At 38.6% G+C, this 16380-nt stretch carries 11 protein-coding genes; 2 read left to right on the plus strand and 9 right to left on the minus strand.

The window, feature by feature from the left end; genetic code table 11:
- Nucleotides 1-50: 50 nt before the first annotated feature.
- Nucleotides 51-2618 carry a dynamin family protein gene (locus FFO06_RS12180; RefSeq protein WP_137908289.1) on the minus strand — a complete coding sequence of 856 codons (2568 nt, stop codon included), beginning with the start codon at nucleotides 2616-2618 and terminating at the stop codon, nucleotides 51-53.
- Nucleotides 2619-3300: 682 nt separating this feature from the next.
- Between FFO06_RS12180 and FFO06_RS12185 the strand changes: the two genes are divergently transcribed.
- Nucleotides 3301-4527, plus strand: coding sequence for a glycoside hydrolase family 10-like protein (locus tag FFO06_RS12185; protein WP_137908279.1), 1227 nt, complete (start codon nucleotides 3301-3303; stop codon nucleotides 4525-4527).
- 28 nt (nucleotides 4528-4555) lie between these two features.
- Here FFO06_RS12185 and FFO06_RS12190 read toward each other — a convergent pair whose 3' ends face one another.
- The 8 genes from FFO06_RS12190 to topA all read right to left on the minus strand — a co-directional run bounded on the left by FFO06_RS12190 (nucleotide 4556) and on the right by topA (nucleotide 13932).
- Nucleotides 4556-5086 (minus strand): salt stress protein, Slr1339 family, encoded by a 531-nt coding sequence (locus FFO06_RS12190; protein WP_370743727.1) that lies wholly within the window; start codon nucleotides 5084-5086, stop codon nucleotides 4556-4558.
- A 17-nt stretch (nucleotides 5087-5103) separates the two neighbouring features.
- The gene (locus tag FFO06_RS12195) at nucleotides 5104-5709 is read right to left on the minus strand and encodes a vWA domain-containing protein (RefSeq protein WP_137908280.1); all 606 of its coding nucleotides are present in this window, start codon (nucleotides 5707-5709) and stop codon (nucleotides 5104-5106) included.
- Between the two features lie 42 nt (nucleotides 5710-5751).
- Complete coding sequence (locus FFO06_RS12200) at nucleotides 5752-6357, minus strand: vWA domain-containing protein (RefSeq protein WP_028083158.1); 606 nt, start codon at nucleotides 6355-6357, stop codon at nucleotides 5752-5754.
- Between the two features lie 69 nt (nucleotides 6358-6426).
- Nucleotides 6427-8982: an HD family phosphohydrolase gene (locus FFO06_RS12205; protein WP_137908281.1), complete on the minus strand. Its 2556-nt coding sequence runs from the start codon at nucleotides 8980-8982 to the stop codon at nucleotides 6427-6429.
- A gap of 300 nt (nucleotides 8983-9282) precedes the next feature.
- Nucleotides 9283-10215: an ADP-ribosylglycohydrolase family protein gene (locus FFO06_RS12210; protein ID WP_137908282.1), complete on the minus strand. Its 933-nt coding sequence runs from the start codon at nucleotides 10213-10215 to the stop codon at nucleotides 9283-9285.
- Between the two features lie 230 nt (nucleotides 10216-10445).
- Nucleotides 10446-10895, minus strand: coding sequence for a type II 3-dehydroquinate dehydratase (gene aroQ / locus FFO06_RS12220; RefSeq protein WP_137908284.1), 450 nt, complete (start codon nucleotides 10893-10895; stop codon nucleotides 10446-10448).
- Nucleotides 10896-10914: 19 nt separating this feature from the next.
- Entirely contained in the window at nucleotides 10915-11055 is a 141-nt protein-coding gene (locus FFO06_RS21540; RefSeq protein ID WP_028089486.1) for a hypothetical protein, read from the minus strand.
- Between the two features lie 261 nt (nucleotides 11056-11316).
- Nucleotides 11317-13932, minus strand: coding sequence for a type I DNA topoisomerase (topA, locus tag FFO06_RS12225; RefSeq protein WP_137908285.1), 2616 nt, complete (start codon nucleotides 13930-13932; stop codon nucleotides 11317-11319).
- 572 nt (nucleotides 13933-14504) lie between these two features.
- On the opposite strand from topA, the gene FFO06_RS12230 reads away from it, so the two are divergent.
- The coding region (locus FFO06_RS12230) for a calcium-binding protein (RefSeq protein WP_137908286.1) at nucleotides 14505-16380 on the plus strand (1876 nt) is incomplete at its 3' end.

The following is a 16380-nucleotide window of genomic DNA, read 5'->3' on the forward strand; positions in this document are numbered from 1 at the left end:
AACATCAATTTATCATTTATTTACACAATTTGAAAAAGCAGTCGACGATCTTATGGGAGATTGCTATAAATAAATAATTCAGCTTCATTAATTGTAGCAATATCTGCTAAAATGTCTAACCAGGTGGGAATAGCTAGTTCCCCTTGTGAATCTCTAGCTGCAATATATCTTAGTAGTGCTTCTTGTTTGGAAAGGTTTTGCAAACTGGGAATTATTTGGTCTAAAATTCCATTGATTTCTATATTTACGTGCTGATTACTTTCACTGACATACTGTACTAAGTGGAGATTAGCACTAGCGGTAATTTCATCTCTTAGTCGCAAGACAAAAAGTTGATGATTAGCACTTCTGGATGAGGTTTGATTTTTCTCAGGAGACCAATCAAATATTTGTCCTACACTGTGTTTTTCATCTTGTCTGGCTAGGGGAAAAATACTGGCTGGGTTGATAGTTTGATCATGGTTATTGATTTCAGCAATAATGGCTTCTTTCCATTGACGAGGATCACATCCTAATAACAGTTTATAAAATAAATCAGCTTCTTCAGATCCAAATTTTTCTTCAATTTCTTGTTCCATTTCTGGCTGAAGAATGGTTTGTAGTTTTTCCCGTTCTAAGGTGATTTTATGCGCTAATGAGTTTAATAAGTCTATCACAGCTTGACGAATGCGATCGCCCGCAAAGTTTTCCAGTTCTTTAATTGTTTTCTCAAAGGCTGGATAAAAGTCATCACTCTTAGTTGGGAGGGAGGTATTCACCCGATTTCCTCGATCAAATAATTTTCCGGCTGCACCTTTAAATTCCGCTAGGGTAATTGTACCATTTTGGATTTTATTAAATAATAATGTCCACTGATTCCAATTCAAAATTCTTAAAGTTAGTTCATCTTTAATCACATCACTAACTACAATTCCCCTTCTATCTTTGAGTTGTTCTTTCCCTAAATCTTTTTGAAAGTTTCTGTAGGTTTTATCTAAACTTTCTATGGCTGATCTTAATTCTATTAAAGCCGGAGTATCGTTTGTAGGTATACCTTGTTCGTGAATTTCGGCAAGAATTTCTTGAAGATATTCTTGTTGTTGACGAATCGTATCAGCAGCCCGACGGGTATCTTCATATAATTGCTTTAATCCGTGATTAGCAACATGACTTTGAATCAATTCTCTTAATTTACTAATACCACCATCTTGAGCGAAATAACCTAATTGTCTTCCTAACTGATTACGACTATCTCCGGCAAGTAAACCCGCGCTTAAATTACCCCATTTTTCTTGTAATTTCCTCGATTTTTCCAAATAATCTGGATAATCTAAATTCGCTAGAAATTCCGCAGAACCAGCTTTAACTTGACTAGAACGTTTGGCTAATTCAGCTAACCCTAATAATGGCGATAATAAAACAATTCGGTCTTTTTGAGAAGTAAATGCTTCCGCGCCATCAATAATAGTTTTTAGAACTTTCAATTTTTGGAAAACTGTACTTATTTGTAATGGTTGATCATCAGATTGATTAGCAATTAATAAATCCAGTTCCCTTTCTCCTCCCTCACCTTCTAAAGGTAATTGATCAAAACGTCCCACTCCTACTATAATTAAATCCTTGAGGTCTTGTCCAGGGCGTTGTTGCTGCATCATGGTAAAGATTTTATTGGCGCGATCGCTCCCTGGTGATTTACCATTAAGTAAGACTAAAATTGTCTGTACCTGCGCCAATTCTCGCAATGATAAAAATGTATCCCTAGTTCCAGAATTAGCCGCACCCAAACCGGGAAAATCTAACAGCACAAATTCTTCCGCACCTGTGAGATCCCAAATTTCCCGTGATATTTTCACTTGAATATCAACACGACGAATTAAGAGAAAACTATTCCGTAGTAATTGAATAGTTAATTTTTGCGGCGCACTAGATAAGCGAATATGCGCTGGTGGTAAATCCTCAAATTTAAGAGATTGAATCGCTAGGGGCATTTCTGCCAGTTGTAAACCTTCACGGGCTGTAATACCATCAATTTGGTAAAAGCGACCGGATAAAGCCTCACCATAAGCCTGATAAGCCCGCAAAAATAGCACTAACTCCCGCAGCAAATAACGCAACTCTAAATTATTGGAACTTTTCCAAACTTCCTCACACCAAATACTAATATCTTTACCAGTCTTAATTTTATCTACCTGCAAAGGTGTAACACCAGCGGATATAGCGCGACGGTTTGCTTCTTTCAGCATGAAGTGTAAACACTCATTTACCCCTTCATGGGATAAATATTCTACAGTGTAATTATCTACTTGAGTAGTTGCAAAACCATCCTGGGCTTGAATATGAATAGCGGTGACATTACCAGTGGTGGGATTTTCACTCACAGGTAAAGCGTCTGCATAACCAATGAGACTCCCTAGCAGCAAACTTTTACCACTACTAAATTCCCCCATGACACCGATTTTCACCGGTGAGGTTGCCAGTTCTACCGTTTTCACAGCGGCTTCTCGCAGCCGCAGCAGACAATCATCAAGGCTAATGGGAACCCAATCTTCATCTTGGGAAGGATGTTGGGGTACGGAGTCAATTTTGCGGAGGATAAATTCACCGTACTCTTTTATTCGCGCCAGCTTATCTGGTTCCATAGAGTGGTCTTTCATTCGAGTTCATTTGCACAACAGGGTTATAACACAAAACCTAAAAATTACCACTACTAGTGTAACGAAAAGCAGGCGGATAATTGGCATACAGTAATATCTAAATGTGATAATTTTTACTAATTATTTTAATTATTTTTACTAATTATTAATGATAAAAATCTTGTGGGGTGGGCATCTTGCCCGCCCTAATGCCCTAATATAAGGCTTGCTGATAGCGTAGCGTGGCGTTAGCCATATAAACCTAAAACCATTTATTAACAAAGGGTTTCGCGGATTTTTACCACAAAAAAGTGCCAGGTTTTGGCTAATGGTGTCTCAAAATGAATTGCATTTTTCTTTGTCGGATTTGGAAAATTGAGGATATCCAGACAGTTAAAACTGTTCCCAGTTAAGAGTTAAGAGTTCCCTGCCCTCACAGACAACTTTTTCAGCAAGCCCTATATATTTTTAGACTATTTGTGGTATGTTTGTGATGTTTTTTCTGGAGTGATTGGCCAATGAGCGAATCAAGATTCAGAACAAAAACAAGATTCTTAGGTCATTTATCTGCAAAATGCTATATAATTGCCTATAAATAACAAATGTCAGGGTAATTCATGAATTACATCTACTTGTGAATCAAGGAATTTTAATATAGTTAATTTTCTTACCATATTCTCAAATTAAAATGAAAGTCAATTACCACAATTTTTTCCTCTATTTCCAACAGAAATTACTTAAACCGTTATTTCGGTCTTGGTTTTTAATTTCCTTAATCACAGTTTTTTGGGTAAACACTTTGACACCTGTTAACGCCCAAGTACCACGTCAAGAAATTCGTGGTGTGTGGATCACAAATAATGATTTAAATATTCTCAAAGATCGGGCTAAAGTTCAAGAAGCTGTAAGCCAACTCAGAGAACTCAATTTTAATACTGTCTATCCCGTGGTTTGGAATGCTGGATATGTGATGTATCCTAGTAAAGTAGCCAAGGATTTAGAAATTCAACCTTTTGTATTTAAAGGACTAGATGGACATGATATTCTCGCGGATTTAATTGATAAATCTCATCGTCAAAAATTACTGGTAATTCCTTGGTTTGAATTTGGATTTATGACTCCTGATACTTCTGAATTGGCATTAAATAAACCAGGATGGTTAACACAAAAACAAGATGGTGGTACAACATCTGTGAGTGCTGCTGGTGAAGTTTCATGGTTAAATCCATTTCACCCAGAAGTACAACAGTTTATTATTGATTTGCTGGTAGAACTTACTAATAAATATGATATTGATGGTATTCAATTTGATGATCATACCAGTTTACCCCATGAATTTGGCTATGATAAATATACAGTTGACTTGTATACTAAAGAAACTCAGAAAAGTCCACCCAAAGATTATAAAGATCCAGAATGGGTAAATTGGCGAGCAAATAAGATTACAGAATTTATGGTGAGACTGAACAATACAGTTAAGCAGATAAAACCAAAAATGATTTTTTCTATCTCTCCCAATTACTATGATTATGCCTACAAATTTCAACTGCAAGATTGGTTGAATTGGGCAAGATTAAACATAGTAGATGAGTTGGTCATGCAAGTTTATCGGGAGAATTTAGATAGTTTTACCTCCAAGCTTTCCCGTCCAGAAATAGAAGAAGTTAAACAAATAATTCCTACTGGAATCGGAATTATGGCAGGTTTAAGAACTAAGCCAGTCTCAATTCAACAGATTCAATCTCAAGTCCGCGCTGTCCAACAACGTGATCTGGGAGTAGCTTTTTTCTATTATGAAAGTCTTTGGAATATTGCACCAGAATCATTAGGAGAACGCTTGGCTGGATTTAAAAATTTATTTCCATATCCTGCATTGCGTATGGCTACACCAGACCAGCTATCAGAACTAGAGTGATTAAGTCGGTTTTATTGGGCTTACTTACTCAGGAATTAGTTTGTAAATAATCAATTGCTGCTGCTAATTTAGTAGGATAACCTTGAGCAAATCTCTCAAACCATAATCCTTCTGATGATAAAGGATCTAATTTAGCTAACCATTCTTGGGCGGGTTTTTCTAAAGCTTCTCTTTGTTTGGCTTTAAGTTTTTCTTGACGAATTTTCTCCTGTATTAATTCTTCTTGTTTTCGCAGTGCTTCGGCTGCGTCTTTTTCCAGAAAATCAGCTTGTACGTCTGATAATAAGTTATCTATAAATCCATCTGACTTAGGAGGAGGTGAATTTAATTGAATTTGCGGTAAGCTATTTCTAGAGTTAGATTGTGTATATTCGGTTTTAGCTGCCAAAAAATCAGCTTGTACGTCTGATAATAGTTTATCTATTAATACATCTGATTTCGTAGTAGGTAAAACCACTTTCACAGGGTTTAAATTAGCCTGTGGCGGCGTGTTTTTGGGTTCTGTATGTTCAGTTTTGACTTCAGCTAATAGCTTATCAATGGAATCCATATTTGTCATTCCTGGAGAATCTATTGTTAATCAGTGATAGCATTTAGTAAAACTTCTGATAAACTCATATCTTCCATATCATCCATGGTGACAGTGTCGCAAATATCAAATTTAGCACCTGCACTTTGCAGTTCATCATCCAAAATTTTCAAAAAGCGAGTAGCTTGAGGATCATTACCGACTTGAATAAAGGAAATAGCCAATTCTTCATCTTTATCCAAACAACGAGAAGCTTCAATAATTACCTTCATTACAGCTTTACGATCATCTGGTTCACCGTCAGTAACTACTAAAATTGTTTCTCCATTGAGTTTAGTTTGACCTGCTGCTTTGCGTTGCAAATAATCATCAGTAGCGTGTTTGAGAACCCCAGCTAAATCTGTTGTTCCTGAAGGATCATTTTCTTTGAAAATTTGTGAAACTTTGGCAGATGTCACATTCTCATAACGTTTAAATTTCCCAGAAAATAAGTAAATGGTAATACCATCTGGATCTAGTTGTTCACATTTACTTGCTAATGCTAAAGTTGATTCTTGTGCTGCGACCCATCTACTTCTTCCACCTTTTTGATCTGGGGTAGCCATGCTACCGCTTTTATCAATAATCAAGGTATAATCACGGTTTTCTAGCATGACTAAACTCTCCAGATATTAGATATTAGTAATTTTTGTTAATTAATCTGTGATGGCATTCATTAAAACATCAGTTAAACTCATGTCTTCTAAATCATCCAAGGTTATTGTATCACAAATATCAAATTTAGCTCCCACACCTTGTAATTGATCATCTAAGGCTTTGAGAAATTTGGTGGCTTGAGCATCTGAGCCGACTTGAATCATGGAAATTCCTAATTCTTCATCTTTTTCCATTTGTCGGGTAGCTTGTATAATAACCTCAAATACAGCTTTGCGATCATCTGGTTCACCGTCAGTAATCACTAAAATTGTTTCTCCATTGGGTTTAGTGTTACCTGCTGCTTTGCGTTGAAAGTAATTATTCAGGGCATCTTGCAATACACCAGCTAAGTTAGTTGTACCGGCTGGATCATTTTCCTGAAATATCTGGGAGACTTTAGCTGTTGTCACATCATCATAACGTTTAAATTTGCCGGAAAAAACGTAAACTGTAATCCCATCAGGATCAAACTGTTCACACTTTCTAGCTAAAGCAATGGTAGATTCTTGGGCTATTTCCCATCTAGTTCTACCGCCCACTTGGTCTGGTGTGGACATACTACCACTTTTGTCAATAATCAAGGTATAATCACGATCGCTCATCATAATCTTCCTTTTGTTATTTTCTGATCTTTAGTTTAACAGATACTTCAAGCCCGGACAGTTTCATCTTAATTACGAATCAGCAGCTTTTGACTTAGGATAAGCAATGCGTTTATGATGAAATTGTTGCCAAACATCCACAAATATTTGGGCAATTTTTGGCATTTCTTCCCTAGTTAATCCCGAAGCGATTAATTGTTCATCTTGCCATTTTGCCCGTAAAATATTATTTAGCATATTGAGTGCTTTATCTGGAGTGGCATTTTTCAGACTACGTAATGCAGCTTCACAAGAATCTGCTAACATGACGATGCCTGTTTCCCGTGATTGGGGTATGGGTCCATCGTAACAAAAATCGGCTTTATTGACTACAATCTGGGGATTTTCCTGGGCTATTTGTTGGGCTTGGTGATAAAAATAAGCAATGGCCATTGTTCCTTGATGTTCGGGAATAAAAGCCTGAATGGCGGTGGGTAAACTGTGTTTTTTGGCCATTACTAACCCTTCTGTGACGTGCTTTTTAATAATTTCCGCACTTTTCCAAGGATCTTTTATTTCTGTTTCATGTTTATTGGGACTACCAATTTGATTTTCAATAAATCCCAAGGGGTCGTGCATTTTCCCAATATCATGGTACAATGTCCCGGCTCTCACCAATTCGACATTACAGCCCAATTGTTTAGCGGCAGCTTCCGCCAGGGTGGCCACTAATAAAGTATGCTGGAAAGTCCCTGGGGCTTCCGTAGCCAGACGCTTTAATAATGGACGGTTGGGGTTAGCCAATTCTGCCAAACGGATAGGGGTAATGACATCAAAGAGCGTTTCCAAATAAGGACTTAAACCCAAAGCCACAATACTCCAAGCCCAACCAGATAAAGCAAATAAACCTGCTTCTTGGATGATATACCAACCTGAACCAAATACCCCACCTGTAAAGATTTTTAATAATAAATATATACCACCTTGGGTTAATGCCGTGACAACACCTAATAATGCTAGTTCTTCGCGCGATCGCAATCTATGAGCTACATAAGCACTTAACATTCCGCCCACAGCCCCCGCCAGCAGCACTAGAATATTTGTATCTACTGTAATTGGTAGTATTAACGCCAGTAACCCTGCTACCATTACACCTATAGTTGGTCCGTAGAAACTGCCTAGTAATAAACCAATGGCGCTCCAGGTGGTATAGGGTAAACCGAGAGCCAATACTCCGGGGACAGTGAGAGTAAGTAATAAAACTAATAAGCGATCGCGTTGTCGCAAATAGTTATGACTTTTTCTTTCTAACCAGACAAAAACCCAAATAGCTACGGTGACAACCGCTACTAAAACTGTTAAACCCAGCCAATTCACTTGATGACCAATCAAACGATAATGTGCTAATATCTCAAATTTTAATTGTGTAATTTTCTCTCCTTTCCTAACAATTATCTCGCCTTTTTTTACAGGAAACATTACAGATGGTATTTCTCTGGCTAGGATTTGAGCTTGTTTTTTAGTTTGCTCTATATCTTGTTTAAGATTTGGTTGCAGTACCGCCAATAATACTTTTTTTGCCAAGGATTCAGCCTCACTAGGCACAGATAATTGTACCTGTAAACTAACTGCATTATGTAAAATACTTTTGGGCAAGCCAGCGGCTATACCTTGGGTAATAATTCGTTCTGCACTTTTACGAATTCCCGTCTGTGTTTTTGCCCAATCATTATCAGATAAGGCTAAAAGCACAGGTGCTGTATAAACTTGTTTTACTTCCTCACCAGTTTCTATTTGTGATGCTTTCTCAATTCCTTGATTATATCTTTTTCTAACTTGCGATATTTGGGTAATCAGGGCAGAAAAATTACTTTCTGTTGTCATAAATTGATAAGCTTCTAGTTCTGATAATGCTTGCAAGAAAGCAGCCTCGTCACTCACGCCATTGGACAATGATAATTGCGGCTTGGAGTTTTGTTTTTTTGTGTTTTGTTGTCTGTTACTATCCAAAATTCCTATTAACTTTTGCCATTCTAATTCAGGAAAAGACCTCAGATAACTTTGAACATAAGGCGATAAAATTGAACTATTTAAAAAAGGGAAAATACCAACTATTGACCGAATTTCATTACTTATGCCTAATATCTTTTCCAACCGTGCATGAATTTGCTGATTGATCTGATTATCAATCATTAAAACTGGCGCAGAATTATCTATAGCTGCTTTCCGTTGCAGTTCAGTTTCTTCTTTATCTTCAATATTATCCGTATAGGGAGCAATAAATGTTTGTAAGGCAATACTACCAACTTTCATTCTTGGTTGGTTATAAAAATCACTTCCTATCACACTTGTGAGTAAGAATATTGCTAATACCAAAATTGTTGAGGAGCGTTTTTGATGTACCCACCTGAAAATAACTGTATCAATGCCACTCTCTCTAGTAACTAATTTAGCAGTTAATCTTTGTGTCTGTCTGTGTTTTCCCTGTTTTCCTTGATGATTATTTGCTGATAAATACAGAAGTATATTCTTGAAAAAATGCTTATGCAGTTTCTGGTGGTACTTTCCCTTACGAAATAGCGCTTTATACTGTCCCTGCCATTGCCTTAATTGCTGTCTCAAAGACTGCAAAAATCGCTGCGTTTTCATCTTTCCTTCCGCAAAATACCCCAGATATATCCTCCTTTCCCAAGCTAGATCATCAGCTGTACTGCATTTAATTTGTATAATTATAGCGGACAGGACTTGTACTGAGCTTGGCCGTTGTATGCCCCCACCACAATATCTAGCCATATTCTGATTATACAGTTTAGCTGCGTAACAGCTTAACTTAGGGAGGGATAGCAGTTTACATTTAACCGATACTTTTTTGCTAACTAATACTAACAAATACATAAGTTGAGATTGTCTCTCAACCAAGGCCTGAATGGGGTTAAATCATAATTTTGTTCAAAAATCAAATAGTAATCCTATATCATTTCCACGCCTACGTATAATCTTAGGAGCAGCAAAGATAGTATATCCTTTCTTTGTAAATTCGCCAAAATCACCACCAAAGTTATATGCTCCAGACCACACCGCCATCATTCTATCGGCTAATTCTAACATTTGGGAAAAATTATCAAGTCCCCATGGTGAGGAGTTAGTGAATGGAGGGGAAATTTGCCAATTTACTGGTATACCAACTATACTGTTATATGCCCCTGATAATGCTCCTGCCATTGCACCCGTAATATAGTCATGAGCAAAATCATGATTTTTCGTAGCGCGGAATACGGTCAAGGAAAAATCTTCTAGGGTACTCAGAAAACAGTAAAAAGCTAAACCAATATTGTTAATTAATGTTTCTGGACTGTTCAGTTCCTTTCTTGCTGTTTCTAGTCCCACTCCTTTTTTTAATAAATCATTGACTTTTATTAATTGTTGTGGTAAAGAACTTGATGTTTGATCTAAAAAATTAACTATTTCCGAAATCAGGTTGAGAGGGTCAATTTTTTCGTTCAGGGATTTAGCGATCGCATATCCTATGATTAAACTAGCATCTGTGATCAGTGGACTATGTTGTTGGTTCAATATGAATATTCTTTGTACTTCTAGGATATTTTCTCGCATTTTCATAAGATTTTCATGAAAAAACATCACCACTGGTAATGTAGCGAAGATTATTTGTCCCCAGGAGTGAATATTTGTTTCTAATTCAATCCCTGCTTGTTCTTGACGCTTTAACCAATCATCTACATCCAACCTCCCCAAACTAATTAAACTTTCCGTACCCAAAACGGCGATTTTACCCAAATTACAACAGTTCGGGTTAGCTAAACTCTCACCTAAAAAAGCTCCCAAAAAACTACCCTTAACCCGATTTACCAAAGAATAACGCATAATTTTGATCAGGCAATTAGTCCGTTGTCCGTTGTCCCTTGTTTCCTATTACCTATTACCTATTACCTATTACCTATTACCTATTACCTGTTACCTGTTACCTATTACCTGTTACCTATTACCTGTTACCTGTTACCTATTACCTGTTACCTATTACCTGTTACCTGTTACCTGTTACCTGTTACCTGTTACCTGTTACCTGTTACCTATTCCCCATTCCCCATGACCTCTTACTTCCTTAAATAAGACACCAGTGCTTGTAAGCCTAACAAATAGCTTTGAGCGCCAAAGCCACTAATTTGACCAATTACCACTGGTGCGATATAAGAATGATGACGGAAATCTTCCCGACCATAAATATTACTCAGATGTACTTCCACAGTAGGTAAATTAACAGCAGCGATCGCATCTCGTAGAGCTACACTAGTATGAGTGTAAGCTCCGGCATTAATGACAATCCCCTGATGATATCCTAATGCCCCGTGAATAGCATCTACTAAAACCCCTTCATGATTTGACTGCACGGGTAGTATTTGTGTTTGTAACTCCATAGCTTTGGAATTTAACAAACGATTAATTTCTGCCAGAGTCAAAGAACCATAAATTCCGGGTTCTCTAAGTCCTAGCAAATTTAGGTTTGGCCCGTGCAGTACAAGAATACTTAAAGCTGGTAAATTCAACTCTCACACCTACAGGACTTTAGCGACGGCGCATAGAACGTTCATGGACAGGAATCGGAACTAGTTCCGGTTCCGGTTCAGCCTCCGGACCTAGCAGGCTATCAATTAACTTCCGAGCTAATTCTTTCAGCTTTTCCAGTACCTTTTCTATATAATCCATTAAACTGACCGCTCCTGAGATACTACCTCAATTTTATTTAACAGGGTGGCAGAAACCGGCGTATGATCGCACTTTAGCCTTGCTTATGGTTGACAAATTCCCATAAGTATGGTATTTACTACCACGAGATTTCAATTTTGTGTTTTGCCTTACTTATTAGATTATCACATCCTTAATTAGTCATGGGGTAATTGGTGATAGGGAATAGTTATTGATCATTAGTCATGATCAAGAATTTATTCCGCCTAACTGCTGCTAAATCTAACTTGCTGCGTCTTTTTTTTTCCCTCTAGTAGTTGTTGATTTAGTGGTTTTGCGTGGAGATTTTGTAGATGCTTTAGCTGAAAGTAATTCAACAGCCGTAGACAACGTTATATTTTCTACTGATTCACCTTCAGGAATACTGGCATTAGTTTTCCCATGTTTAATATAAGGACCATAGGGACCATCATAGATACTAACTGGTGCATCATCTTCTGGATGTGTCCCCAACTCCCGTAAAGCTTCTTTAGACTTACTCTTAGTCGTAGAACGTCCTTTTTTTGGTTCTGCGAGTAATTCTAAGGCACGATTTAGGGAAATTGTCAAGACATCATCGGTAGATTTTAGGGAACGGTAATCTTTCCCTTCCTTCCCCTGGTCATGAACTACATAGGGTCCAAACCGTCCCAAACTAGCTTGGACTTTACCACCGGTTTCTGGGTGAGTTCCCAAAGCACGGGGTAGAGACAATAAACCGACAGCCATTTCTAGGGTGAGAGTTTCGGGGGTCACACCTTTGAGTAAAGAAGCTTGTTTGGGTTTAGGGTTTTCGTCGCTTTTATCGCCTAATTGAATGTAAGGACCATAAGTACCCAGTTTAATATAAATTGGTTCGCCAGTTTCCGGGTGACGACCAAATTGGTCAGGTCCTGCGGTTTTTTGTTTCAGCAGGATTTCCACCTGTTTAGGGTTAAGATCAGCCGGAGTCAGGTTTTTAGGGATAGAAGCGGTAAATACTTCCTCCCCATTGGTAACTTCAATATAAGGACCATATTTACCAATACGGACTTTAGCATCTAAATTTTCTAATTCTACAGTTCTAGCTTTACTAGCGTCAATTTCGCTTTCTTGTTCCTTAACCAAAGTTTCTAAACCCTGCTCACCAAGATAAAATTCCTTTAAGTAGGGTAGCCACTGAGCCTCACCCGTGGAAATTTCATCTAGAGTCTGCTCCATTTTAGAAGTAAAACTAGGATCAACAATATCTGGAAAATGTTTTTCCAGCAAATCAGTAACAGCAAAAGCCGTAAAAGTGGGAATTAGGGCATTATTCACCAATTGGGCATAATCTTTATCAATTATCGTACCAATAATGCTGGCGTAGGTACTAGGACGACCAATACCTTCACTTTCTAAAGTTTTCACTAGAGTTGCTTCTGTATACCGGGCTGGAGGTTGGGTTTCATGGCTGACGGTTTCCAGTTCATGACATTGGGGATGATCTCCAACTTTCAAAGCAGGTAAAATTACTTCTTGATCTTCTAAAGCAGCATCAGGATCATCCGACCCTTCAACGTAGGCGCGAAGGTAGCCCGGAAAGTCTATGCGCTTACCCGAAGAACGAAAACCAGCATCTTCAACTTGTATTTGTACAGTAATTTGAGTTTGGCGAGAATCAGCCATCTGTGAAGCAACGGTACGCTTCCAAATCAAATCATATACAGAAAATTCCCGTCCAGTCAAACCGGTTTCTTGGGGGGTGCGGAAACTGCTACCGGCGGGACGAATCGCTTCATGGGCTTCTTGTGCGCCCTTAGATTTAGTTGTGTATTGTCTAGGTTGGGGACTCAGATATTGTTTACCGTATTTTTGTTCTACACAAGCGCGGGCGGCAGATATCGCTTGATCAGATAAATGCACGGAATCCGTCCGCATATAGGTAATATACCCTTGCTCATACAAATTCTGAGCTACCCGCATTGTATCCCGTGCTGACAACCGCAATTTGCGGTTAGATTCTTGTTGTAATGTAGAAGTGGTAAACGGTGGCGCGGGTTTGCGGGTGACTGGACGTTCTTCTATATCGGTCACTGTCCAAGTTTTCGCTTCTAGGCGGGCTTTTAGGGCTTCCGCTTCCTCTTCATTGAGTAAGACCACATTGCGACCTGCGGTAATCCTACCAGTTGTGGGGTCAAAATCGCTGCCTGTGGCAACTTTCGTACCGCCAAGAGTCACCAGAACCGCGCTAAAAGGACTTTTTTCCTGCTCTAGACTAGCCTTTAAATCCCAATATGTCCCTTCATGAAAAGCTCGGCGTTGACGTTCCTTAGTTACTAATAAGCGTACTGCTACAGATTGCACTCTACCAGCGGATAATCCCCAAGCAATTTTTTTCCATAGTAGCGGAGATAGAGTATATCCTACTAATCGGTCTAAAATGCGCCGGGTTTCTTGAGCGCGGACTAACTGCTCATCAATGGTACGGCAGTCTTTCAAAGCTTTTTGAATTGCTTCCTGAGTGATTTCATGAAACACCATGCGCTTTGTCGGCACTTTGGGTTTGAGCAATTGGTATAAATGCCAACTAATGCTTTCTCCTTCTCGGTCTTCATCAGTGGCTAGAATCAGTTCAGTTACGCCCTTGAGAGCTTCTTTTAACTGAGTAACAATTTTCTTTTTATCTTTGGGGACTACATAAATCGGTTCAAAATCAGCTTCTACATTTACCCCAAGCTGCGCCCATTTTTCCCCTTTGACGGCTGCGGGAATTTCGCTGGCCGACTGGGGAAGGTCACGAACATGACCCATGGAAGCTTCTACCCGATAATCATTTGGTAGGTAGTTGCGAATAGTGCGAGCTTTTGTGGGAGATTCGACAATAACGAGAGTTGACATGGAAATTTAAAATAAATAATAGCTATGCAGCTAAATAGTCAAGTTGGGTTAATTTTTGCGAAATGTCAAGACGAAATATCACGCCCAAGTAGTGATTGTATACTTACACAAACTGCCCAACAGCGGGAGAATTTTCTCAAATTCAAGTCTGGTGATTGTTTTGAGCATGAGAAAAGCAACCTTTGAGAGTCAATTGTCAGTTATTTCCATCTTTAACTTATCTAGCGCATAGTTGGCGACTATAGTTTGTAAAATACCCCAGAAATTTAATAGTACAGGATTCACAGTTGTTGAAAATTGGGGAATATAAACAATTTAAAATTACCTTAATTTTGTTAATTTGCCATTTTTTTAGGGATAATGTATTATAATTAACTTACATAAACTAAGTGTTAAACTAGGCTGGGTTTCAATTTAAAGTATTAGTTATCAAGATTTTAACTATTTTAGGATGATAAACTTGACCTGCATAGTAGCTTACAACTTGATTATAATTTGTAGTATGAATGTAGAGATTGACAGTTGTAAGTATTTGTGTCACATTATTTCCATAGGAATAAATCATCAAATCCATGAATACCGTACTCAACTCTGCCCTGACGCTGACATATAACCAACTCAGCACCTTTGCCGATTTAGACAACTTCTGGAATTTATTTGATACCGCTTTTGGTACACAATACAACCGTAGCGGTGCGGAAATTCTGCGTTTACAGTGGCTATCTGGTGATTTTAGTCAACTTCCGCAAATTGAGATTTTAGATAGTAGCATTCTTGGCAATGCCAATGGGGCTTATGCCAGTAGCAATAATCAGATTTATTTATCAGCTAATTTTCTCACCACTTCTACAGCAGAAGCTATTAGTGCAGTTTTGTTAGAGGAAATTGGGCATTATGTGGATGCTCAAATCAATCTCAGTGATAGTGCTGGTGATGAAGGGGCGATTTTTGCCGCTTTAGTACAGGGTAACAGTCTGGATACTACAACTTTACAAGCTTTGAAGGCTGAGGATGATCACGCCACGATTACGGTAAATGGGCAACTTATTCAGGTAGAGCAGCAGAATTTTGACGGAACTGCTGGGAATGACACCATTACAGGAACTTCTGGGGATGACACTATTAGTCCCTTACGAGGAAATGATACAGTAGATGGAGCAGCAGGGGATGACCTATTAATCCTAGATTACTCCAGTAATACCTATACAGGAACAGATTATCCTCAACCGGGGATTTATAGCGAGGCTAATAACAATGGCAATGGTGGTTTTAATGGTTATTACCGTGCTTACTACAACACCAATTGGAACCGTGACCAAGTAAATTTCAGTAATATAGAACGGTTCCAAATTACCGGAACAAGTGCTAACGACACCATCGTTACCGGGGATGGTAATGATACAATTAATGGTGGTGCAGGGAACGATAGCATTACGGCACGTGGTGGTAATGATACGATTAATAGCGGTGCTGGGAATGATAGCATTAATGCAGATACTGGGAACGATACCATTAATACTGAAGATGGGAACGATAGCATTAATGCGGGTGATGGTAATGACACTATTGATGCAGGTAATGGAGATGACGTAATTACCGGGGGGGCAGGAATCAATGTTATTGATGGTGGTGCAGGAATTGATACCATTACCGATGGTAATCTCAGTTCAGTTACCACAGCCATAACCATAGATGAAAGTAATACGACTAAAAACTTTACCCTAGCAGATGGAACAACTTACACCAACATTGAAAGGTTTACTAGTGCAACAACAGGTAGTGGTAACGATATCATTAACCTCAGTCAACGGATTAATAACAGCTTTAATACAGGTAGTGGAGATGACACCATCAATACCGGGTTAGGATCTGACACAGTAGATGGAGCAGCAGGGGATGATGTATTAGTTGTAGATTACTCCAGTAATACCTACAGTGGAATTTCTAGCGAGGCTAATAACAATGGCAATGGTGGTTTTAATGGTTATTACTTTGCTTACTACAACACCAATTGGAACAGTGACCAAGTAAATTTCAGTAATATAGAACGGTTCCAAATTACCGGAACAAGTGCTAACGACACCATCGTTACCGGGGATGGTAATGATACAATTAATGGTGGTGCAGGGAACGATAGCATTACGGCACGTGGTGGTAATGATACGATTAATAGCGGTGCTGGGAATGATAGCATTAATGCAGGTACTGGGAACGATACCATTAATACTGAAGATGGGAACGATAGCATTAATGCGGGTGATGGTAATGACACTATTGATGCAGGTAATGGAGATGACGTAATTACCGGGGGGGCAGGAATCAATGTTATTGATGGTGGTGCAGGAATTGATACCATTACCGATGGTAATCTCAGTTTAGTTACCACAGCGATAACCATAGATGAAAGTAATACGATTAAAAACTTTACCCTAGCAGATGGAACAACTT

It is taken from the genome of Dolichospermum planctonicum (genome assembly GCF_005402965.1).
GTDB lineage: Bacteria > Cyanobacteriota > Cyanobacteriia > Cyanobacteriales > Nostocaceae > Dolichospermum > Dolichospermum planctonicum.